Origin of the sequence: Vibrio inusitatus (genome assembly GCA_024346935.1) — a bacterium.
GTDB classification, from domain to species: domain Bacteria; phylum Pseudomonadota; class Gammaproteobacteria; order Enterobacterales; family Vibrionaceae; genus Vibrio; species Vibrio inusitatus.
In genome coordinates this window covers 1028218-1050180 of record AP024878.1, presented here as the reverse complement: position 1 = coordinate 1050180, position 21963 = coordinate 1028218, and the positions used below count along the sequence as shown (strand labels likewise).

Annotated in this window: 18 protein-coding genes; 9 read left to right on the top strand and 9 right to left on the bottom strand. The window is 44.5% G+C overall.

What is annotated here, in order from left to right:
* Nucleotides 1-184 precede the first annotated feature (184 nt).
* Nucleotides 185-1396, bottom strand: coding sequence for a beta-ketoacyl-ACP synthase I (fabB, locus tag OCU48_RS04815; protein ID WP_141347048.1), 1212 nt, complete (start codon nucleotides 1394-1396; stop codon nucleotides 185-187).
* A gap of 118 nt (nucleotides 1397-1514) precedes the next feature.
* On the opposite strand from fabB, the gene mnmC reads away from it, so the two are divergent.
* Nucleotides 1515-3560: a bifunctional tRNA (5-methylaminomethyl-2-thiouridine)(34)-methyltransferase MnmC2/FAD-dependent 5-carboxymethylaminomethyl-2-thiouridine(34) oxidoreductase MnmC1 gene (gene mnmC, locus OCU48_RS04810; RefSeq protein WP_208727222.1), complete on the top strand. Its 2046-nt coding sequence runs from the start codon at nucleotides 1515-1517 to the stop codon at nucleotides 3558-3560.
* A gap of 100 nt (nucleotides 3561-3660) precedes the next feature.
* Here the strand turns inward: mnmC and OCU48_RS04805 are convergent, their stop codons facing one another.
* The 3 genes from OCU48_RS04805 to OCU48_RS04795 form a co-directional block, all read right to left on the bottom strand.
* Nucleotides 3661-4197, bottom strand: a complete 537-nt coding sequence (locus tag OCU48_RS04805; RefSeq protein ID WP_141347046.1) for an NADPH-dependent FMN reductase — start codon at nucleotides 4195-4197, stop codon at nucleotides 3661-3663.
* A gap of 137 nt (nucleotides 4198-4334) precedes the next feature.
* Nucleotides 4335-4601 (bottom strand): YfcL family protein, encoded by a 267-nt coding sequence (locus tag OCU48_RS04800; RefSeq protein WP_141347045.1) that lies wholly within the window; start codon nucleotides 4599-4601, stop codon nucleotides 4335-4337.
* Nucleotides 4602-4604: 3 nt separating this feature from the next.
* Nucleotides 4605-5135 (bottom strand): elongation factor P hydroxylase, encoded by a 531-nt coding sequence (locus tag OCU48_RS04795; RefSeq protein WP_141347044.1) that lies wholly within the window; start codon nucleotides 5133-5135, stop codon nucleotides 4605-4607.
* Between the two features lie 215 nt (nucleotides 5136-5350).
* Between OCU48_RS04795 and OCU48_RS04790 the strand changes: the two genes are divergently transcribed.
* Nucleotides 5351-5974: a trimeric intracellular cation channel family protein gene (locus OCU48_RS04790; protein ID WP_141347043.1), complete on the top strand. Its 624-nt coding sequence runs from the start codon at nucleotides 5351-5353 to the stop codon at nucleotides 5972-5974.
* 59 nt (nucleotides 5975-6033) lie between these two features.
* Here the strand turns inward: OCU48_RS04790 and aroC are convergent, their stop codons facing one another.
* Nucleotides 6034-7119, bottom strand: a complete 1086-nt coding sequence (aroC, locus tag OCU48_RS04785) for a chorismate synthase (RefSeq protein ID WP_141347042.1) — start codon at nucleotides 7117-7119, stop codon at nucleotides 6034-6036.
* 134 nt (nucleotides 7120-7253) lie between these two features.
* Nucleotides 7254-8186 (bottom strand): 50S ribosomal protein L3 N(5)-glutamine methyltransferase, encoded by a 933-nt coding sequence (gene prmB, locus OCU48_RS04780; RefSeq protein WP_141347041.1) that lies wholly within the window; start codon nucleotides 8184-8186, stop codon nucleotides 7254-7256.
* A gap of 61 nt (nucleotides 8187-8247) precedes the next feature.
* Between prmB and smrB the strand changes: the two genes are divergently transcribed.
* Both smrB and OCU48_RS04770 read left to right on the top strand, forming a co-directional pair.
* Nucleotides 8248-8778, top strand: a complete 531-nt coding sequence (smrB, locus tag OCU48_RS04775) for an endonuclease SmrB (protein WP_017027794.1) — start codon at nucleotides 8248-8250, stop codon at nucleotides 8776-8778.
* A gap of 85 nt (nucleotides 8779-8863) precedes the next feature.
* Nucleotides 8864-9361, top strand: coding sequence for a fasciclin domain-containing protein (locus tag OCU48_RS04770; RefSeq protein WP_141347040.1), 498 nt, complete (start codon nucleotides 8864-8866; stop codon nucleotides 9359-9361).
* Between the two features lie 52 nt (nucleotides 9362-9413).
* Here OCU48_RS04770 and sixA read toward each other — a convergent pair whose 3' ends face one another.
* Nucleotides 9414-9878, bottom strand: a complete 465-nt coding sequence (gene sixA / locus OCU48_RS04765) for a phosphohistidine phosphatase SixA (protein WP_141347039.1) — start codon at nucleotides 9876-9878, stop codon at nucleotides 9414-9416.
* Nucleotides 9879-10081: 203 nt separating this feature from the next.
* Between sixA and OCU48_RS04760 the strand changes: the two genes are divergently transcribed.
* Both OCU48_RS04760 and OCU48_RS04755 read left to right on the top strand, forming a co-directional pair.
* Nucleotides 10082-12859: an insulinase family protein gene (locus OCU48_RS04760; RefSeq protein ID WP_141347038.1), complete on the top strand. Its 2778-nt coding sequence runs from the start codon at nucleotides 10082-10084 to the stop codon at nucleotides 12857-12859.
* 104 nt (nucleotides 12860-12963) lie between these two features.
* On the top strand, nucleotides 12964-14124 hold the full coding sequence (locus tag OCU48_RS04755; RefSeq protein ID WP_141347037.1) for a threonine/serine exporter family protein: 1161 nt from the start codon (nucleotides 12964-12966) through the stop codon (nucleotides 14122-14124).
* Nucleotides 14125-14199: 75 nt separating this feature from the next.
* Here the strand turns inward: OCU48_RS04755 and fadJ are convergent, their stop codons facing one another.
* Nucleotides 14200-16311, bottom strand: coding sequence for a fatty acid oxidation complex subunit alpha FadJ (fadJ, locus tag OCU48_RS04750; RefSeq protein WP_141347036.1), 2112 nt, complete (start codon nucleotides 16309-16311; stop codon nucleotides 14200-14202).
* Entirely contained in the window at nucleotides 16311-17618 is a 1308-nt protein-coding gene (gene fadI, locus OCU48_RS04745) for an acetyl-CoA C-acyltransferase FadI (RefSeq protein ID WP_141347035.1), read from the bottom strand. Before fadI ends, fadJ begins: the two co-directional genes overlap by 1 nt.
* Nucleotides 17619-18030: 412 nt before the next feature.
* Between fadI and OCU48_RS04740 the strand changes: the two genes are divergently transcribed.
* The 3 genes from OCU48_RS04740 to OCU48_RS04730 all read left to right on the top strand — a co-directional run bounded on the left by OCU48_RS04740 (nucleotide 18031) and on the right by OCU48_RS04730 (nucleotide 20889).
* Entirely contained in the window at nucleotides 18031-18612 is a 582-nt protein-coding gene (locus OCU48_RS04740; protein ID WP_141347034.1) for a sigma-70 family RNA polymerase sigma factor, read from the top strand.
* A complete protein-coding gene (locus tag OCU48_RS04735) occupies nucleotides 18605-19327 on the top strand; it encodes a DUF3379 family protein (RefSeq protein WP_141347033.1) in 723 nt (240 codons plus the stop codon). The genes OCU48_RS04740 and OCU48_RS04735 overlap by 8 nt, the downstream gene beginning before the upstream one ends.
* A 284-nt stretch (nucleotides 19328-19611) precedes the next feature.
* Nucleotides 19612-20889: an outer membrane protein transport protein gene (locus OCU48_RS04730; RefSeq protein WP_141347032.1), complete on the top strand. Its 1278-nt coding sequence runs from the start codon at nucleotides 19612-19614 to the stop codon at nucleotides 20887-20889.
* Nucleotides 20890-21963: the final 1074 nt, after the last annotated feature.

Here is a 21963-nt window from a genome sequence, read left to right as displayed (position 1 = left end):
CGGGCCTTTAAATAGTTTATGGGGTTACTACATTATTGTTCGTATGATTGATAATCGCTATCCCCGAATGCTTATATCGGGGATCTTTCAATTGTACTACCCAAAAACAGATTCCCGATAAAAACACTCGGGAATGACATGTACCCTAGAGCCTGGCTTTGATCAAAAGACAGGAAATAAGGAATTAGCCTTCGTATTTTTTAAACACTAGCGTTGCGTTAGTACCACCAAAGCCAAAGCTATTAGACATAACCGTTTTCAGTTCCTGATCGCGCTTCTCAGTCACGATATCAAGGCCAGCAGCAGCTTCGTCCAATGTTTCGATATTGATACTTGGAGCAACAAAGCCGTGCTCTAACATAAGCGCAGTGTAGATAGCTTCGTGAACACCTGCCGCACCTAATGCGTGACCTGTCATTGCTTTAGTTGCTGAAATTGCTGGGCTGTTACCACCAAAGACTTCTTGGATAGCACCTAGCTCTTTCACATCACCTACAGGAGTAGATGTGCCGTGAGTGTTAACATAGTCTATCGAGTCAACATTCTGCAGAGCCATCTTCATACAGCGTACTGCGCCTTCACCTGATGGAGCTACCATATCGTGACCGTCAGAGTTAGCACCATAGCCTACAAGCTCGCCATAGATTTTTGCGCCACGAGCAAGAGCATGCTCTAGCTCTTCGACAACCATCATACCGCCACCACCAGAGATAACGAAACCGTCACGGTTGGCATCATAAGTACGTGAAGCGCGAGTTGGCTCATCGTTGTACTTAGTTGACAGAGCGCCCATAGCGTCGAACATCATTGACATGCTGTAATCAAGCTCTTCACCACCACCAGCAAATACAACGTCTTGTTTGCCTAGTTGGATCAGTTCCATCGCGTGACCGATGCAGTGTGCTGATGTTGAACATGCAGAGCTGATTGAATAGTTAACACCTTTAATCTTAAATGGTGTTGCTAGACATGCTGAAACAGTCGAACCCATAGTACGTGTTACCATGTATGGACCAACACGTTTAACGTTTTTCTCTCTAAGAGTATCAACAGCTGCAACTTGGTTTAAAGAGGATGCACCACCAGAGCCTGCAACGATACCAGTGCGTTCATTAGAAACTTGCTCCGGAGTTAGACCTGAGTCTGCAATAGCTTGATCCATAGAAATGTACGCGTAGGCCGCTGCATCACCCATGAAACGCATTTGCTTGCGGTCGATATGTTCTGCTGGATTAATCTTCAGACTGCCCCAAACCTGAGAACGCAGCCCTTTTTCTTTAAATTGTTCTGAGGCTTCAATACCAGATTTGCCAGCTTTAAGAGACTCTAGTACTTCTTCGACGTTGTTACCGATGCTGGAAACAATACCCATACCGGTGATCACGACTCGTTTCATGTGACATTCCTATAATTCAAATTTCCGCTAGATAATAACCAGAAAGGCCGGATAAAGTGGTCAGCTTTCCTAGATATTTGTACAATCTCTGCAGTTAACGACTCATTCTATGATCAATATGCCCAAAATTAAACATGCACAGCTAGATTGGAACGACTCTGGCACACCTATTTCTGAACAATTCGATGACGTCTATTTCTCAAATAATGACGGCCTTGCTGAGACTCGCTATGTGTTTCTCACCCAAAACCATATCCCAGAACGATGGCATAAATATGACCAATCACGATTTGTTATCGCTGAAACAGGCTTTGGTACCGGTCTAAACTTCCTTGCTGTATGGAAAGAGTTTGAGCAATTTAGAGAAGAAAATCCACAAAGCGCTGTGAATCAACTGCATTTTATCAGCTTTGAAAAGTTCCCCGTTACCTTGCATGACCTCAAGCAAGCACACAAAGCGTGGCCAGAGCTGGAAAAGTATGCCCTTGAGTTGCAGCAACACTATCCTTTGGCATTGCCTGAATGTCAGCGTCTGATCTTAGCCGATGGTGCGATTACATTAGATCTATGGCTCGGTGATATTAAAGACAATCTACCTCGAGTTCCTACCTATCAAGACGGCATTATCGATGCCTGGTTCTTGGATGGGTTCGCGCCGAGCAAAAACCCGGAGATGTGGAACCAAGACCTATTTAATGGCATGGCAAAAATAGCCAAGCAAGACTGTAGCGTCGCCACTTTTACCGCAGCAGGTTTTGTTCGTCGCGGCTTAATTGAAGCGGGCTTTGAAATGAAAAAAGTCAAAGGCTTCGGCCACAAGCGCGAGATGATTGCAGGCTCTATGGTTAGCAAGCAACTCTACAGCAATCTTTCCCCTCTATTTGATCGCCAATCAGCGACGAAAAATGCTGAGAACCTTGGGGATATTGCTATTGTCGGTGGTGGTATTGCCAGTGCTTGCTTAGCATATTCTTTGATTCAAAAAGGGGCAAGCGTCACCCTATACTGCAAAGATGAAACACTCGCCGAAGGCGCTTCAGGAAACCAGCAAGGGGCACTCTACCCCCTTCTTAATGGCAATAATAATGCGGTATCTCAAGTCTTTGCCAATGGCTTTACCTTTGCGAGACAGTTCTATGATCAGATGGCAAGTAAGGTTGATTTTGATCATGACTGGTGCGGAGTAACCCAACTTTGTTGGAATGAAACAGAGGCAAAAAAACTGTCTCGCCTAGTACAAGGGCAATATCCTCAAGAGCTAATTAAATTGCTAAGCCCACAACAAACAAGTGAAACAGCAGGCTTAGATTGCTCGTTTGGTTCTGTGTTTTATTCTCTTGGTGGTTGGCTATCGCCTCAGCAATGCACTAAAGGCGTAATGACTATGCTCAGTGAGCAAGGAAAACTGACTCTCAAGCTAAGCCATGAAGTCACCGACCTAACTGAACATGCTCATGAACATAGCAAAGAACAAAAATGGCAAGTCACGACTAGCAAAGGGACATTTGAGCACTCTGTTGTTGTCATTGCCAATGGGCACCTGTTTGACCAATTTACCCAAAGCCAGTCATTGCCATTGGGCAAGGTTAAAGGACAAGTCAGCCATATTCCGACCAATGAGCATCTACAAAAGCTAAAAACGGTGGTGTGTTACGATGGCTACCTAACGCCAAAGAGCCCACTAGATAAACATTGTATTGGTGCCAGTTATGATCGTAGTGATTTGACTAAAGCTTTCGATCCAGAAGCCCAACAACAAAATGCCTCTAAACTGCAGCAATGCTTACCCGATCAAGAGTGGACATCAAAGGTTGATGTGAGTGGCAACGACTCACGACAAGGCGTTCGCAGTGTTTCTCGAGATCATCTGCCCTTTGCCGGAAATGTGGGGCAATTTGAGCACATATTAGAGCAGTATGAGAACCTAAATAAACGAGGCAACACCAAGGTAACGGCTGTAAGCCAATATACGAATTTGTTCTGCTTGCTGGGGCTAGGCTCACGCGGGTTAACATCAGCCCCCATGCTCGCTGAGGTGCTCGCTTCTCAGATCCTAAAACTGCCTTTACCACTGTCTACCGATATGCTTGAAATGGTGCATCCAAGTCGGATGTGGGTGCGAAAACTAAGGAAAGGAAGACCTATTCCTGGGCTCGACAAGTAATAGCAATTTCAGTCAGTAAATAGCCAGAAATAGCGCAAAAAAATGGGCTTACTCTACAAACAGAGGTAAGCCCATTTTTATAATTTTAAGCGAGGTACGTTTAAACGACCTCTGCCACTAGCGCTTCAACCGCTATTTGAACCTTGCCTTTAAGTTCACTCTCTTTGAACTCGTTACTCTCGACATCAAAAACATCGTAAAAGCTTGGAATAGACAGTGACGCTTTAACGTCCGCACCAAAATAAGGCGCGGAGCCTACAGCGCTTGCAAGTACAGTCTGTGCGCCACCAGGACCTGGAGAGGTAGCCAAATACACAACAGGTTTGTTCTGGAATACATTACGATCAATGCGAGTTGCCCAGTCAAACAGATTCTTATACGCAGCAGTGTAGCTACCATTATGTTCAGCAAAAGAGACAACCACAGCGTCAGCGCGACCAATCTTGGCAATCAGTTTTTGAGCCGACTCCGAGTGACCCACCTCTTTCTCTACATCTTCGCTGAACAGCGGTGCTGGAAAATCGATTAGATCGATGACTTCAACGTCAGCATCAGGAATTTGATGAGCAGCATAAGCAGCTAGAGTTTTGTTGATAGAGGTTGAGCTTGTGCTAGCTCCAAACGCGACTACTTTCATGATGACTTCCTAACTTAACTGTTTATTAGTGTGATTGGTAATACGTTCATAATAATAAGATCAGAGCATTTGACCATAGCGTCAGTTGTAACAACTTCATCAAAAAAACTGAACAAGGTCACTTGTCGATATGAAAATTAAACGAGCGCCTTTGATAAACCATCCCACATATCTGCGACGATAACGCGATCAGCAGGAGTCAGTTCAGATTGCGCATCTGCCAAGCTTTGTTCAATTTTTTGTTTAAAAACGGCGATTTCAGTAATCGCTTCATATTCGCAATCAGCGGCAGCAAGGGAAATATGACCACGCAAATAACCACCAGCAAACAACTCATCATCCGAAGCTGTTGCAACGGTTTGGTCAATGGTGTCAAGGAGCTGTTCTTCGAGTTGTAAAATCATGGTTTAAAATACCTTAAAGTCTTCCTGAGTAAGTGGCGGGACATTGTAATGTTCCCGAAGCGCATTAGAAAGCATCTCGACCCTAGTTGGCAAGCCTTTCTCTAAAATGTCGATAACCTCTGTATGCACTTTTTTCATAAAGCCTAATCTATCTGGCTCAAACGCTCCGTGCAAGTTGTCGCAGCTGACTTGAAACCGAAACCCAGCGCTTTGTGAAAGTAGCCATTCGTAGGCTTGTGGGCGAATTTCTACTTTTTCAAATTCAGCCTGCGTATTCGCATCTCTACCATCGGGTTCATACCAATAGCCAAAATCTTCAATAAGACGTCGTTCAGGTCCAGCTACGCACCAGTGCGCTATTTCATGAAGGGCAGAGGCATAAAAACCTCTAGCAAAAATAATGCGATGATAGTTATTTGAATCATCCGAAGGGAGATAGATCGGCTCATCTGCGCCGAGCTCTAGCTTAGTATTAAACGAACGGTAAAACGTGTCGTTGAATAAAGTGATTAGGTCTGAGTACTCGTGAGTCATGGAGAGATTGATCGTTGTATCCGCGTAAAACAATATTGTCCCTTTTTTAGCATCATAGGTAAACCCACAGTGATAAACTCGCTATTAGATTTAGTAATCTAACAAACGATTGCGTCGGTACAAAATCTCATTCGTCACCGTTTTAATTTCGCTCTACACTCACGCCTAATTTTCCCACCTACCAGCATGACTGGTCACGATGAGAGTCTCACAATATGTTACTCAGCGTTTTGTATATCATTGGTATTACAGCAGAAGCTATGACAGGTGCATTAAGCGCAGGTCGACGCAAAATGGATTGGTTTGGAGTAATGCTAGTCGCGAGTGCAACAGCTATAGGCGGAGGAACAGTCCGTGATATTTTGCTTGGTCACTATCCACTAAGTTGGGTTAAAAATCCTGAATTTTTAGTGATTACTTGTGTTGCTGGTGTACTGACTACGAGGCTTGCAAAGTGGGTCATCAAGCTCAAGGGGATATTCATTCGCCTAGACGCACTGGGGCTGATTGTATTTAGCATAATAGGGACCAAGGTGGCGATGAGTATGGGACATCATGCTCTTATTTGTATGGTTTCTGCATTGGTTACCGGCGTCTTTGGGGGGCTGCTTCGAGATCTCATCTGCCGTCAAACGCCCTTGGTCTTACATGAGGAACTGTACGCATCGGTAGCATTAATCGCATCAGGACTTTACTTAGCTCAACTAGAGTTTGGTATTGATGAGGTAACAGCCACCATCTCCACGCTGATTGTCGGGTACCTATTGAGAATGGCTGCGGTAAGATTTAAATGGCGTCTGCCTTCATTTCATCTTGAGACCGAGAGTTCACTGCATTAAGTATATAAAAAAGGGTCTGAACAACGATGTTCAGACCCTTAATATAAATCCGCGTTAAGTTAAATCTTTGGCGTTTCTGTCGTCACACCAAAGTTTTGACCACGATGACGAAGCAAATGATCAAGCACTACAATCGCTAACATCGCTTCTGCAATCGGCACTGCGCGAATACCCACACATGGGTCGTGTCGACCTTTGGTGATCAACTGCGTCGCTTCACCCTGACGATTGATGGTATTCCCCGGTACAGTAATACTCGATGTTGGCTTAAGCGCAATATTAGCCACAATATCTTGGCCTGTTGAAATGCCACCTAAGATGCCACCAGCATGGTTTGATGCAAAGCCATCCGGAGTTAACTCATCACGATGCTCACTGCCTTTTTGTGCTGCCACTTCAAAGCCATCACCGATTTCAACGCCCTTAACAGCATTGATACTCATGAGTGCATGAGCGATATCAGCATCTAATCGGTCAAAGATAGGTTCACCTAAACCAACTGGAACGCTTTTTGCGACCACTTGCAGTTTAGCACCTACGGAGTCGCCCTCTTTTTTCAGGTCGCGAATCAGTTGGTCAAACTTTTCAGCAGCCGCTGCATCTGGAGAGAAGAATGGGTTATTTTCAATCTCGTCAAAATCGATATTCTCAATCTTTACATCACCCATTTGAGTTAGGTAAGCCTTGATTTCTACCCCAAACTCTTGTGCTAGGTATTTTTTCGCTACCGCACCTGCTGCTACACGCATTGCGGTTTCGCGAGCAGAAGAACGGCCACCACCACGATAGTCACGTACACCATACTTTTGATGATAAGTATAATCAGCATGACCTGGACGGAACTTGTCTTTGATCTCAGAATAATCTTTTGAGCGTTGATCGGTATTTTCGATCAATAGACCAATTGAAGTACCTGTCGTTTGTCCTTCGAATACACCAGAAAGGATCTTCACCTCATCCGGTTCGCGACGAGCGGTAGTATAACGAGAGGTACCTGGACGGCGACGGTCTAGGTCTTTTTGAAGGTCAGCCTCTTCTAGGGATAAACCAGGAGGGCATCCATCGATGATACAACCCAAAGCGATACCATGGCTTTCGCCAAATGTGGTTACGCGAAAATGCTGGCCAATACTATTTCCTGCCATTACTTCCTCATTGTAAGTCTGTTTTGTGCGAACTAATGTCTTTCATACTCGCTTTATCACACTCTATTGTAAAGATCTTTGACAACAAAAAACGGCACCTTCATAGGTGCCGTTATTCAACTCAGTTCTTAAAACTAGTCTATGTACAGAGCAAACTCTTCCGCACATTCAACTAACTGCTCGCGAGTTAACATGAATACGCCATGTCCACCGTTAGCAAATTCAATCCAAGTGAAAGGAATTTGTGGATACTGCTCTATCATATGAACCATGGAATTACCCACTTCACAAATCAGTATACCGTTCTCTGACAGGTAACTAGGCGCATTAGCAAGTATGCGACGCACCAACTTAAGGCCATCGGTACCAGCAGCTAGACCCAACTCAGGCTCATGCTTAAACTCCTCTGGCAGACTGTTCATATCTTCTTCGTCTACGTACGGCGGGTTCGTCACAATCAGGTCGTATTTCTCTTTGACTAAATCGCGGAACAAGTCAGAACGAATTGGTGTAACTTGAAGCTCTAGACCATGGTCTTGGATATTTTGCTCTGCCACTTCTAGCGCGTCAGAAGAAATATCAATCGCATCCACTTCTGCATCAGGGAACGCGTGCGCACAGGCAATGGCTATACAACCGCTACCGGTACACATATCCATGATACGAGTAGGTTGATCAACCAACCATGGCTGGAATTGACTCTCGATCAATTCACCAATTGGTGAGCGTGGCACCAGTACTCTTTCATCAACAAAGAATTCCATACCGCAGAACCATGCCTTATTAGTCAGGTAAGCGATTGGAGTACGTTCATTAATACGCAGAATAACTCGCTCTACTACTCGCAAGCGTTCGCTGCTAGTAAGACGTGAGTTTAAGACATGCGACGGCACATCTAGAGGTAGATAGAGTGAAGGCAGGATTAATTGTACAGCTTCATCCCACGCATTATCTGTGCCGTGACCATAAAATAGCCCCGCCGCGTTGAATCGACTAACTGTCCAACGAATCATGTCTTGCAGTGTGTGAAGTTCCGACACTGCTTCATCTACAAAAATCTTATCCAAAATTTTCTCCAAAAAGCGCTACAATACTGCCCAATCAAAGATAGATCAGAAAACTAATCCCATGAACAAATCAGATAAGCCAAGCGATGATGACTTTGCTTTGTTTAAAGAAGCAGTACAGGGCGTTAAAAAGTTGCAACAGGATACCATAATCCAACCGCCAAAAAGAGAAACAAAGCAAAAACAGCAACAAAGGTTTAGCAGAGAAGCCAAAGACAACGAATTTTTCTTCTCTGACGAGTTCGAACCCATGCTGAGTGATGACGGTCCTACGCGTTACGCTCGAAGCGATGTCTCTAAATATGAAGTGAAGCGATTGCGACGCGGCGTTTACGTTCCCGACGTGTACTTAGATATGCACGGCATGACTCAACAGGAAGCTAAGCGCGAACTTGGTGCTATGATTGCACACTGTATTAAAGAAAACGTACATTGTGCCAGCGTGATGCACGGTATCGGCAAACATATCCTCAAGCAAAAGGTACCTTTGTGGCTAGCGCAGCACCCAGATGTTATGGCTTATCACCAAGCCCCTCTCGAATTTGGCGGCGCTGGTGCCCTACTGGTTTTACTCTCTATTCCAGAAAAATAATGATCGTTTATTCCCTCTCTGCGTAATCAATGTTGCATGTATCCAAAGCGTTTGGATATTAAAAAAACAAAACGAGGGATACGTTATGTACTCACATATTGCAAAAAAAGCAGTTTGGTTCGTCGGATTGATAGCGCTAAGTTTCAATATCTACGCTGGCCATCATGGTATGAAAAAAGACATTGTTGATGTCGCAGCAAGCAATGATGATTTTTCAACGCTCGTCGCCGCTGTGCAAGCAGCAGGACTCGTTGACACACTCAAAGGCGAAGGCCCATTCACACTATTCGCCCCCACGAATGAAGCGTTTGACAAATTGCCAGACGGCACGGTTGAAATGCTCCTAAAGCCAGAAAATAAAGACAAGTTAGTCGCAATCTTGACCTATCACGTAGTGTCAGGAGAAGTAATGGCTGCGGATGTCGTAAAGCTTAGCGAAGCACAAACAGTGCAAGGTAGCTCAGTGAAGATCAAAGCGATGGACGGAAAAGTAATGATTGATGATGCTTTGATAACAGGGACTGACATCAAAGCATCTAATGGTGTCATTCACGTCATAGACACTGTTCTTATGCCCAAGTAAGTAACTTAGAATCTAGAAACGGCGACCTCAGGTCGCCATTTTTATATGAACATTAAGGCGCAATATGCCACATCAACTCGCCATTACTGCTTTCTAGATCAAAGTCTATAGCAGCAAAACCTGAGGTAGGAAACATTGGTGCGGTCATATCATTGACAAATTCCGCAGTAAGATAACCTACTAGCGGCAAATGTGAAACGAGAAGAATAGAGTTCGGTTTCTGCGTGTCTGCAATGGCACAAACATATTGATAGACGTCATCAGATTGGCCGTACGGCGTAATATCAGCGCACTCTTCAACCTTTGTCGCCGAAAACTGCCCTTTAATCACATCCCAAGTTTGCTGTGCTCGAATATAAGGACTAACTAGCACGAGATCAAAATGGGATACTCCCTGCCCTACCACAGCTTTAGCGACTTCTAATGACTGCTGCTCTCCGCGCTGAGTCAGAGTACGCTGCGCATCGCTTGTGGCAAAGCTTCCCGCCTCTCCGTGGCGCATGATAAATACGTTCATTTCTATCCTAAACTTATGACTGCTTCATGAAAGAGTACACCATAACCCATAGGGTTATCTCTGATTGAGCTAGCATTTCAACAAAAATTTACTTTTTAAGTTTGCTAGACGTCATTGCTCCGCCATACTTGATATACAAAACAATAGTTTACCTCGATCAAGATTAGCCTTTTGGTCGTGAGTAACTCAAAGGAGAACGTTAAGTGCATCAAAGCCCGAATGATAAAAATAGCTATCGTCCCTTAACCCTAAGTAATCAACTTAAGGTTATCTTGGTTCAGGCTCCCGAAGCACTGCGTTCTTCTGCCTCACTTGCCGTAAGAGTGGGACATTTTGATGACCCTGTCGATCGTGAAGGACTTGCTCATTACCTTGAGCACATGCTCTTTCTTGGAACCAAGCTCTACCCTAAAGTGGGCGAATTCCAAACATTCATAAGCCAGCATGGGGGCAGTAATAATGCCTGGACTGGAACTGAGCATACTTGCTTTTTCTTCGATGTTTCCCCCGATTTCTTTGAGCCGGCTCTATCCAGATTCAGCCAATTTTTTATTTCTCCATTATTCAACCAAGAAGCTTTAGACAAAGAAAGACAAGCCGTGAACTCTGAGTACCAGATGAAGATCCATGATGACTCTCGTCGCTTCTATCAAGTACAAAAAGAACTGGTTAATCCTGCTCATCCATTTTCCAAATTCTCAGTCGGGAACGAAGAAACGTTAAATGATAGAGAAAGTGGCTCAATCAGAGACGAAATCATCCGCTTTCATGACGAAAAATACTCAGCGGATTTAATGACAGCAGTGCTCGTCGGGCCTCAATCCTTAGATGAGCTTGAAGAATTAGCCACTCACTTATTCTCTGATATATCCAATAAAGATTTCGGCGGTAAAACCCTAACCACTCCATTGCTTACCGAGCAAGAACAGCAGCTATATATCCAAATAGAACCTGAAAAAGAAGTGCGAAAACTAAGCCTTTCGTTTTCTTTCCCTAACATGGATAAGCATTACGCGACCAAACCTCTATCGTATTTTGCCCACCTTATTGGCTATGAGGGTCCAGGAAGCCTAACTTTAGCGCTTAAAAATAAACACTGGGTTACGTCTTTGGCGGCCGGTGGAGGCATCAGTGGTAGTAACTTTCGAGAATTTACTATTGGCTGCCTACTTACTCCAGAAGGGCTCGAACACATTGATGACATCATTGAGATGATTTTTTCCTACATGAAACTGGTGTTTGAAGAAGGTATTGAAGATTGGCGTTATCATGAGAAACAAGCCGTTTTGGAATCTGCGTTTCGTTTCCAAGAGTCAGTAAAACCTATGGATCTTGCCAGTTATCTGGTCATGAATCTACAACACTTCCCAATTGAGGAAGTATTGTATGGGGACTATCGCATGAGCGATTTTGACCGCTCGTTAATTGAAAGCTTTGTCCCGTATTTTTGCGTGGAAAACCTCCGCGTTTGGGTAACCGCAAAAGGACTGGATTATGACCAAGAAGCCGATTGGTACTTTACACCTTACTCATCTAAAAAATTAAGCGCCAATCAGGTACATCGCTGGGGCAATCCACCAATCTATGATGAATTTGCACTGCCTAGTAAGAATCCGTTCATTTGCTACGACTTAGATCCAAAACCACTGGAAGAACGAAGAGAGCTCCCGACTCTCATTGAAGAGTTACCCGGTTTAAGGCTTTGGCATCTGCAAGAGCCGGACTTTCGAGTGCCCAAAGGGTCGCTGTATATCGCGATTGATAGTCCATGCTCGGTTCAAGACCCGCAAAGCATCGTAAAGCTACGCTTATGTGTTGAGTTATTCATGGAAGCTTTGTCTCGCCAGTCATATCAGGCCGAGATTGCGGGTATGAGTTACAATATCTATGCTCATCAAGGCGGTTTGACTCTTACTATCTCAGGCTTTAGTGAAAAACAGCCTCAGCTATTGAAGATGATCTTAGAAAAGTTTGCCACTCGCAATTTTGAGCAGCAGCGCTTTGACACTATCAAGGCTCAGATGCTTAGAAAATGGCGAAATGCTAGCAAAGATAGACCACTATCACAGCTGTTCAATCAATTATCGGGGATCTTGCAGCCTAACAACCCGCCTGCAGCGGTACTTGCCGATGCCCTTGAAGAAGTGACCATTGAGCAACTGCCCGACTTTGTTTCTATGTTACTTGGCAAACTCTACGTTGAGATGTTCGTCTTCGGTGATTGGACTCAAGAAGCCGCTCTTCAAATCTCTGATGAACTGAAAAATGCGCTACGTGTAGAAAATCAAATATACAAAGAGTCACTACGCCCTCTGGTGAAATTAGGTAGTCAAGGGACGTTCCAGCGAGAGGTCAACTGCAATCAAGACGACTCTGCTGTAGCGATTTACCACCAAGGCAAAGACTCCAGCCCAACATCCATTGCCACCTTTACTCTAGCGAATCATTTAATGTCATCGGCATTTTTCAACGAGATCCGTACCAAACAACAATTGGGCTATATGGTCGGCACGGGAAACATGCCGCTAAACCGTATTCCAGGTATTGTCCTGTACGTGCAATCCCCCGTTGCTGCCCCCATAGACCTTGTCGCTTCTATCGACGAATTCTTAAATGCATTTTACATGGTGCTTTTAGAGCTCACCGAAGCACAATGGCAAAACAGCAAGCAAGGACTGCTCAATCAAATAATGGCGCCAGACAATAACCTGCGTACCAAAGGGCAAAGACTTTGGGTTTCTATCGGCAATAAAGATAAAGAATTCAATAACAGAGAAGTAGTGGTTGATAAAATTCGCGACCTAACTCGCGCCGATATGATTCGTTTCATAGTTGAACAGCTCAAGCCAAGAACGGCAAATCGACTCGTCATGCACACGCAAGGAAACCAACACCACGACGCACCACCATTGGAGTTAGGCAAGGAAATTGGCTCTATTGAAGAATTTCAGCTTATGCCTAAAGACGTGGAACTAGGCTAATTGAATAATAGGGAAAAACAGTATCAAAGCTAATCGCATACTTTGGCTTTGATACTCGTTATCTGTTACATTCGCGGCATTGATAATCATATTTATTAGTAGTCATGCCCCAGCAAGAAATGTTCGACAAAATTGTTGAATTTGGTAACACACTTCATAAAAGCGGTTGCCCACCTTACAAAGTAGAAAAGTTCACTCAACATTATGCGAAACAGCATGATGTTCAAGTTATGGTGCAGGCACTACCAACATCGATTAATTACCAGTTTCCTGAAGACAACAACAAAGTCATTATGAAGCGTCTGCCGCCCGCGTCCATTGACCTTAGTCTTCTTGCTCAAACGATACAGCGTCTAAGACCTAATGGCGCAACCAAACAAAAGCCTTTCCGCTACCCTATATGGGCCGTTGCTTTTGCAAACATGTCCATACCACCTGCTTATCTGATGCTTATCGGCAGTACGCTTGAAGCTATCATTTGCTCAGTGTTCCTTGGATTTATGGTTTGGGGCAGTCAAATGGTATTGCGAGGGCGTCGTACCATTGCCGTTGAGTTTATTGCAGCTTTACTCACTGGTATTTTTGTTGCCGGATTAAGTAGCCTTGGGCTCCCCATCCCCATCTATGCATTATGTATCGCTTCGATCGTGCTATTTGTACCCGGCTTATCCATAGCCAACTCGCTAGAGTGTCTAGCCTTTAACGACCTTGTCTCCGGTACCAGTTTGCTTGGGCAAAGCACGTTGACACTAATAAAGCTCTTCATTGGTATCTTCATGGGTGTGCAGATTGGTGAAGCAATTTGGAACATTAGCGACTCCCTTACCTATACCAATGATGTGCCACTGTGGATGCATATCGCAGGCTTGCCTCTTATATCCATCGCAATCGGTGTAATATTTAACGCCCAACCAAGAGATATGTTACTTGGCCTACCGGTTGCTGTTCTTGGTATGTGGGGCCCGTATTATCTGGGTTTTGGCAGTGGTTGGATTGTGGGGACTTGGCTGACTACCGTTATCATTACCCTATACGGCACATGGATTGCTAAAAAGATGAATCTCACGGGCTCTATCTATATTCTGCAAGGTATCATTATTCTAGTGCCCGGTAGCCGAGTTTTAGTCAGCGCCAGTGAATCAGTATTTGAGCAATCAATACTGCCAATACCTAGTATTGGACTCTCTGCACTATTTATGTTCTCAGCAATTATGGCGGGGCAAATCACAGCTTATTCTATTTATTCACCGAAGATTGAAAGATAAAGGGTGTAAGCGTTAAAAAAGGCGTAACCCTCATCAGAATTACGCCTACTCAATTAACTTATTATTGGTTATTCATCAGTTGTAAAACGTCTCACCAGATTCCAACCTATCAAGCAAGCCCTGGCACGGTTTAAATCGCTCACCGTACTTTAGCTCAAACTGGTTCATCTTCTCGATCAAGTTGCCCAAACCATAGGTATCAATAAATCTGAACGGACCACCAGTAAATGGTGGGAAACCAATACCGAAGATAGCGCCAATATCACCATCTCTGGCACTCGCAATAATTCCTTCATCGAGACAGCGTACCGCTTCATTGAGCAACGGAATAGTGCAACGAAGGGCAATATCGTCTTCAGATAGACTTCGAGAAGGCGTCAATTTCAACAATCCATACACAGATTTATCGACCTTCTTATCCTTACCTTTGTATTGATAGAACCCTTTGCCTACCTTCCTACCTTTACGGCCGTCATTGAGCAAGGTGTCGAACAGATCAGGGCCTTGGAATCGCTCCCCTAGCTCCTTAACTAGAATTGGCATGATCTTGGCACCAATATCCACTCCAACCTCATCAAGTAAGGTAATAGGACCAACAGGGAAACCAAAGTTGAGCAAGGCATTATCAATATGTTCTATTTCTTGCTCTGCCATCAATACTTGAGCTGCCTCATTCATATATGGCGCAAGAATACGGTTCACATAAAATCCGGCGGTATCTTTGACCACAATTGGTGTTTTGCCTTGTTTACGAGCGAGGGCAACCACAGTAGCAACGGTTTCATCTGAGGTAGTAGCATGAGGTATCACCTCAACTAAAGGCATCTTTTCTGCTGGGCTAAAGTAATGCAGACCAACAATATTCTCAGGTCTTTGAGCCCCTTCTGCAATTTGATGAATAGGCAAAGATGAGGTATTCGAGGCAAAGATAGTACTGTCTGAACAGACTTCTTCAATCTCTTGCACCATGCTTTGTTTCAATGCAAGATCTTCAAATACCGCCTCGATGACTACCTGCGCTTTATTAAACCCTAAATAGTCCGTTCCACCGCGAAGCTGAGACATCTTTGATTGCAGCTTTGCTTTAGAAAGAATGCGACGCTTGCGCTGCTTGTTGAGTAACTTGTAATTATAACCGAGTGCATTTAGCACACCGTCTTGAGACACATCCTTAAGGTTTACAGGGAATTTTGCTTTTGCCAATGAGACATGAGCAATACCCGCTCCCATCAAACCACCGCCAAGAACACCCACTTGTTTAACCTTCGCAGGGACAGCATTACCAAAGTGTTCTTTCTTCATTTCTGTTGTCGCGAAAAACAATGAACGCAGCGCTTTAGACTCAGAGGTCATCACTAGCTTGCCGAATTCAAAAGCTTCTTTCTCTAGTCCCTTAGCGAAGCCTTTTTCTAGACCAAATTGCATCACTTCGAGGATCATGTCAGCGGCTGGATAGTTACCACGCGTTTTCTGATTGGTTTTTTTCGCGGCTTGGTCGAAAATCACCTTTCGACTCAAACCAATGCTAGAAATTAACTTCTCTTTAGCCGGCGCTTTGCGTTTGGGTTTAGATTTAGTAGCGTAGGTCTTTGCAACCTCCATCAAGATACTCTGAGGGACGCTTGCATCTACTAGGCCCAATTTCTTTGCCTTTTTCGCTCTCACTTGCTTACCAGTAAGGATCAAATCAAGAGCAGCCATAAGGCCAATCAAACGCGGCAAGCGCTGAGTACCACCCGAACCAGGTAACAAGCCTAGTTGAACCTCAGGCAAACCTAAGCGCGTAATATCATCATCAGTGCACACTCTGTAGTCACATGCTAACGCCAACTCCAATCCACCGCCTAGGCACGGTCCATGAATGGCTGATACCACAGAGAAGGGAAATTCGCCCAATCTTGCAAACATCTGCTGACCGGTCGTTGCAAGCTCTGTTGCTTGTTCTGCGGTGCCGCATGCATCGAGCATTCGCACATCAGCGCCAGCCACAAAATTATCCGGTTTAAGGGAGTAAACAATCAGACCTGTGATCTCAGATTTCTTAGCGTCAAGTTGCCCTAAGATATCATTCATCTCGTCAGCAAATGCGGCTTGTAGGGTGTTCATTTTCTCACCCTGCACATCAATTGATAGCCAAGCCAACTGCTCTGAATCTATGATTAGATTAAATGTTTTAGTCTCACTCATTATTCCACCTCCAAGATCATCGCAGCACCCAGTCCACCAGCGGCACATGCCGTATTAAGGCCTAAACCGCCTCCTCGTCGTTTGAGCTCCCTTAAGGTTTGCGTAATCATACGAGCACCGGTTGCAGCAAATGGATGGCCGTAAGCAATAGAGCCGCCTAGTACATTAAATTTATCCATATCGATTTCACCAATCGCTTTATCTCTTCCCAATTTGTCGCGTGCGAATTTATCGCTAGCGAACATCTTCATATTGGCCAGAGCTTGAGCGGCGAAGGCTTCGTGCATATCAATGAGCGTTAAGTCATTTAATGAAATGCCAGCACGATCTAATGCCATCGGAGTGGCATATGACGGCCCCATTAACATGTCTTTCTCAACCCCTGTGGCAGAAAATGCATAGGAGCGAATATATCCTAAGATATCGAGCCCAAGTGCTTTAGCTTTGCTTTCTGTCATCAACATTATTGCTGCGGCTCCATCAGTAAGAGGCGTAGCATTGGCAGCCGTTACCGAGCCGAATTGACGGTCAAACGCAGGTCTTAATTTGGCATAGCCTTCAATCGTAGAATCAAAACGAATATTGTTGTCGGTATCAATCCACTTCTTGTAAGGTTCTGGATAGGCCGTCATCACCTCATCACGAATCTTACCCTCGTTCCATGCCTCTGCCGCAAACGCATGGGAGCGATGCGCCAAAGCATCTTGATCCGCTCTAGAAATAGAATGAGTCTTTGCCATTTGCTCTGCAGTTTGCCCCATGGACAACCCTGTAGAGTATTCGGCAACAGCTGGAGGTACGGGCATTAAGTCCTTCATCTTGAATTGACTTACAATTTTTAGCTTTTGTGCCAGTGAGCGAGCTTTGCTAAGGGCTAATAGGTTTGAAGCAAGAGACTTAGTCACGCCAATAGGTAGCACTGATGATGAGTCTGCTCCACCGGCTATACCGACTTCAATATTACCGGCGAGAATCGACTCTACAACATTCGCTGTGGCTTGGAAGCTAGTGGCACAAGCTCGAGTAACACTATAGGCATCAGTGTTTATATCCATGCCTGTACCAAGCACAATCTCACGTGCAATGTTGGGCGCTGCGGGCATTTGGATGACTTGGCCAAATACGACCTGCTCTATTATTGACGGATCGATCTCTGTACGTGCAAGCATTTCGCTTACCACCATCTTGCCAAGGTCGAGCGCAGGCACATCTTTGAGTTCTGTGCTTTGTCTAGCAAAAGGCGTTCGAAGCCCAGCGACAACTGCCACCCTATCTCCCTGTCGGGTCGTCAACTGTTGTAATCCCATTACACTTCCTTAGTTAAGAGGTCAGACCTCAACCATTGTAATCAGAATGTTAATGAAATCAAAAGATAAAATGAGCAAACTAGATCTTAAGCAAAAAAAAACCGCACCCTAGGGTGCGGTTATAAAGTACTGTTAATACAGTGTACTACTCACTGCATCATCAAATCTCACTAAAAAATGGTGAATAACCAAAAGGCAAAAGGTTAAGTGAGAGATTGAAGTCAGTCTAAAAGGAAACTGTCACTTGAGTGGGATTACACTATGCAATTGCTTACAATATGCAACAGTAAGTCCGACCAGATGACGGGGTGTACTATAGGGAAACTGAGCATTCCTTCTTTGAAGTAGATCAATTTTTATATTGTTATAGTCACAGTGAATGTGACAAGCACGCATAAACCAAGGAGGTTGTGTGGCAATACTACGGATTTTCGACAAAAAAGAAAAAACTCGAAAGAAAAGTTCGACCTCTCCGGTCGACTCTAATATGGATAGACAAAGAAAATACGAAGCGCTCGTTCGCGCTTATCACCGAGACCTATTTCGCTATGCATACTGGTTGTGCAAAGATCGTTCCGTTGCAGAAGATCTTGTACAAGAAACCTGTTTAAGAGCATGGAAGGCACTGGACTCTTTGCTAGATGATAAAGCCGCTAAATCATGGCTTATCACGATACTTCGACGGGAAAACGCACGACGCTTCGAAAGAAAGCAGCTCGATCTCGTTGATATCGACGACCCTGGCAATGAAGGACACAGCAGCGACGATGGCTTTCACCAAAGTGAATGGCTTCAAGCTCAGATCATGCGTCTTGACCTCGAATATAGAGAACCGTTGTTCCTACAAGTAGTTGGAGGATTCAGCGGCGAAGAAATCGGTGACATATTAGACCTAAATAAAAATACTGTGATGACTCGACTTTTTAGGGCGAGAAACCAACTTAAAGAATTACTCGATTCATCTACTTCAAATCAGGGGAGGCAAAATGGATGATTTAGAATTTCGCCGCCGCATCATGTCTGACCCAAAAGCGCGAGACGAAGATCTACTCAGCGCCATTGCAAATAATGACAGCAATGCCAAGTTTGTCGATGACGTGTTAAATCTGGATGCGCGTATAGAACAGGCGATGCGTATCGATGTACCAGAAAGTTTGGCTGATAAGATTCTGTTTAATCAGAGTTCTGAAGATAATGTAGTACGCCCAAATTTTGCCAAACGCAGCTTAGCGGTTGCTGCTTCCGTCGCATTTGCCGCTGGGATTATGATTGGACAGCTAAATTGGTCCGCAAATATTGTGCCTACTGCACACGCCAGTCTTACCGACGAAGCCATACAGCATGTGATTATTGAAAGTCCATTTACTGACAAACTCGATGAGCAGGTTGATTCAAATCAGATCAACACCAAGCTCTCGCCATTTGCTTATCAGTTTAGTGAGACTTTTCCATACCACGTGTATTACTTGAATCACTGTGGCTTTGGTGAAAGTAACGCTTTGCATATGGTGTTTCAGGGTGAAAAAGGGCGAATAACCCTATTTATTACCAATATCAGCTCAGATCATGCAGTGAACTTTAGCGAAAAACAAATGTCCGGCACTGTAGTGCCCATTGGTACTGCTTCTATGATACTCGTTGGCGACAGTGACGAAGATGTTGCAAGTGTTGCTAAGCGGTTAGCAAGCATCATAACCCCCGTCTCATAAAGGTAATACCCCAATGATTTCAACCCCTTACAATATAGAATTGTTAAGGGGTTATCATTTCACACTTATTTTTCTTATCAATTATTGATTTAGAGCAATAACTCTAAGGATCGCAACTTTCTAGCGAAATTACCGCTTCTTGTTCGCAAAATTGAATAATTCAGCCATTTTGGGTAGTGGTCTGAGTTGTTAAATTTATAATAATCAATAGTATCAGCCGACTTCAACATTTAAGACCGGTTGATACGCTAGGATTTTGGCGTAAAACCATAAGGAAATATTTCATGAACAAGACGCGTATTCTTAAACGCTCTCTACTTGCAGCAGCAGTGCTAGCCTCTACTTCTCAGGCGCACGCAGCAGGCTTCCAACTTAACGCACAATCAGCCACAGGCATCGGTCGTGCATTTGCAGGTGACGCAGTAATTGCAGATAACGCGTCTTCTATGGCTCGTAACCCAGCGACAATGGCCCTTTTTGATAAAACTTCTTTGTCTCTTGGTTTCGAAGCGATTATTACTGATATCTCAACTAAGGATGCACAAGCACTTACTCCTGATGGATACGTTCCAGTAGCAGGCGGCAATTACGATGATATTGGCGGTACTTCTATCGCTCCTAACATTCATTTAATCGTACCGGTAAACGACAAATTCGCATGGGGTATCAACGCGTACTCTAATTTCGGCACTAGCACCGACTTTTCAGACAGTGATTTTTACGACAACAATGGTCCTGGTGCTGCGTTTGGTGGTGAAACCGATATCCTTAGCATGAACATTGGTCTTGCTGGTTCTTACCGTCTAAACGAGCAATGGAGCTTCGGTGCAGGTCTAGATATCATTTATGGTAAAGGTACTATCCGCCGCGGTTTGCCAGAACCTCTTAATGGGTTAGTGGGTAGCGACAATATTGTTAATGTTCAAGATGCTGACGGCTGGGGCGTTGGTTTCAACGTGGGTACAGTATATGAGCTAAACGAAAATAACCGTTTTGGTCTATCTTATCGCTATAGTCCAGAGATCACAGCTAAAGACGATCATGGTCAAGAAATTACGTTGCCACTGCCTGATATGGCAGAGTTTTCAGGTTACCACCGTATCACAGATACAGCATTTGCTGTTCACTATTCTGTACAATGGATCGGCTGGAGCGCATTCGACAAATTAGACATGGATAATCTGAGCCAAGGTTGTGTTCCAGACCTTTCATCAGGAGCTCCTTCATGCTCTAGCTCATACTCAGCTGAATATGCATGGCAAGATGGCTGGCACTTCGCAATCGGTGGTACGTGGTATCTAAACGACAGCGTAACGTTACGTACAGGTTACATGCATGATACAAGTGCCCAAGATCAGATCACATCAACATCTGTGCCTGATTCAGACCGTAACTGGCTCTCTGCTGGTGCAACATACCACTTCAGCAATGATTCAAATATGGACTTTGGTATCACCTACCTAATCGGTGCTGATGAAGATGTAAATGAATCAGATATCCTACTTGTAACTACTCGCGCAGATGCAATTCTAGTAGGTCTTCAGTACAGCCACAGCTTCTAAGCTAAACCTGATTGAAAGCATATTAGATGAAAGGTGTTGAGCTTAGGTTCAACACCTTTTTTGTGTCTGAAGGCTTTTCACACTCTAAAGTGAAGCCATTGCCGAAGTCTCTTATCGGCAATCTTTAGCTTGTGCGTTCATAGATCCCCGATAGAAGCGCTCGGGGATGACCCAGATTATTCGTTGTGCACACTACTCGCCTAGATAAACACGTCATTGCTGAAGCCTCTTATCGGCAATCTTTAACCTGTGCGTTCTCAGGTCCCCGATAGAAGAGCTAGGGGATGACCCAGATTAATCCTTATGCACACTACTCGCCTAGGCAAACGAGTCATTGCCGAGGTCTCTTATCGGCAATCTTTAGCCTGTAAGTTTACAGATCCCCGATAGAAGCACTCGGGGATGACTCGAATTATTCCTTGTCCACACTATTAGCCTCGGCAAACTCGTCATTGCCGAGGTCTCTTATTGGCAATCTTTAGCCTGTAAGTTTATAGATCCCCGATAGAAGCACTCGGGGATGACTCGAATTATTCCTTGTCCACACTATTAGCCTCGGTAAACACGTCATTGCCGAAGTCTCTTATCGGCAATCTTTAGCTTGTGCGTTTACAGATCCCCGATAGAAGCGCTCAGGGACGACTCGGATTATTCCTTGTCCACACTATTAGCCTAGGTAAACCCGTCATTGCCGAGATCTCTTATCGGCAATCTTTAGCCTGTAAGTTTACAGATCCCCGATAGAAGCGCTCAGGGACGACTCGGATTATTCCTTGTCCACACTATTAGCCTAGGTAAACCCGTCATTGCCGAGATCTCTTATCGGCAATCTTTAGCTTGTGCGTTCACAGATCCCCGATAGAAGCGCTGGGGGGTGACTCGAATTATTCCTTGTCCACACTATTAGCCTCGGTAAACACGTCATTGCCGAAGTCTCTTATCGGCAATCTTTAGCCTGTAAGTTTACAGATCCCCGATAGAAGCGCTCAGGGACGACTCCGATTATTCCTTGTCCACACTATTAGCCTAGGTAAACACGTCATTGCCGAAGTCTCTTATCGGCAATCTTCTGCT

Bases quoted from the DNA above. Each gene is read 5' to 3' on its own strand.
- fabB (WP_141347048.1), bottom strand. From the start codon at position 1,396: ATGAAACGAGTCGTGATCACCGGTATGGGTATTGTTTCCAGCATCGGT.
- mnmC (WP_208727222.1), top strand. From the start codon at position 1,515: ATGCCCAAAATTAAACATGCACAGCTAGATTGGAACGACTCTGGCACA.
- OCU48_RS04805 (WP_141347046.1), bottom strand. From the start codon at position 4,197: ATGAAAGTAGTCGCGTTTGGAGCTAGCACAAGCTCAACCTCTATCAAC.
- OCU48_RS04800 (WP_141347045.1), bottom strand. From the start codon at position 4,601: ATGATTTTACAACTCGAAGAACAGCTCCTTGACACCATTGACCAAACC.
- OCU48_RS04795 (WP_141347044.1), bottom strand. From the start codon at position 5,135: ATGACTCACGAGTACTCAGACCTAATCACTTTATTCAACGACACGTTT.
- OCU48_RS04790 (WP_141347043.1), top strand. From the start codon at position 5,351: ATGTTACTCAGCGTTTTGTATATCATTGGTATTACAGCAGAAGCTATG.
- aroC (WP_141347042.1), bottom strand. From the start codon at position 7,119: ATGGCAGGAAATAGTATTGGCCAGCATTTTCGCGTAACCACATTTGGC.
- smrB (WP_017027794.1), top strand. From the start codon at position 8,248: ATGAACAAATCAGATAAGCCAAGCGATGATGACTTTGCTTTGTTTAAA.
- OCU48_RS04770 (WP_141347040.1), top strand. From the start codon at position 8,864: ATGTACTCACATATTGCAAAAAAAGCAGTTTGGTTCGTCGGATTGATA.
- sixA (WP_141347039.1), bottom strand. From the start codon at position 9,878: ATGAACGTATTTATCATGCGCCACGGAGAGGCGGGAAGCTTTGCCACA.
- OCU48_RS04755 (WP_141347037.1), top strand. From the start codon at position 12,964: ATGCCCCAGCAAGAAATGTTCGACAAAATTGTTGAATTTGGTAACACA.
- fadJ (WP_141347036.1), bottom strand. From the start codon at position 16,311: ATGAGTGAGACTAAAACATTTAATCTAATCATAGATTCAGAGCAGTTG.
- fadI (WP_141347035.1), bottom strand. From the start codon at position 17,618: ATGGGATTACAACAGTTGACGACCCGACAGGGAGATAGGGTGGCAGTT.
- OCU48_RS04735 (WP_141347033.1), top strand. From the start codon at position 18,605: ATGGATGATTTAGAATTTCGCCGCCGCATCATGTCTGACCCAAAAGCG.
- OCU48_RS04730 (WP_141347032.1), top strand. From the start codon at position 19,612: ATGAACAAGACGCGTATTCTTAAACGCTCTCTACTTGCAGCAGCAGTG.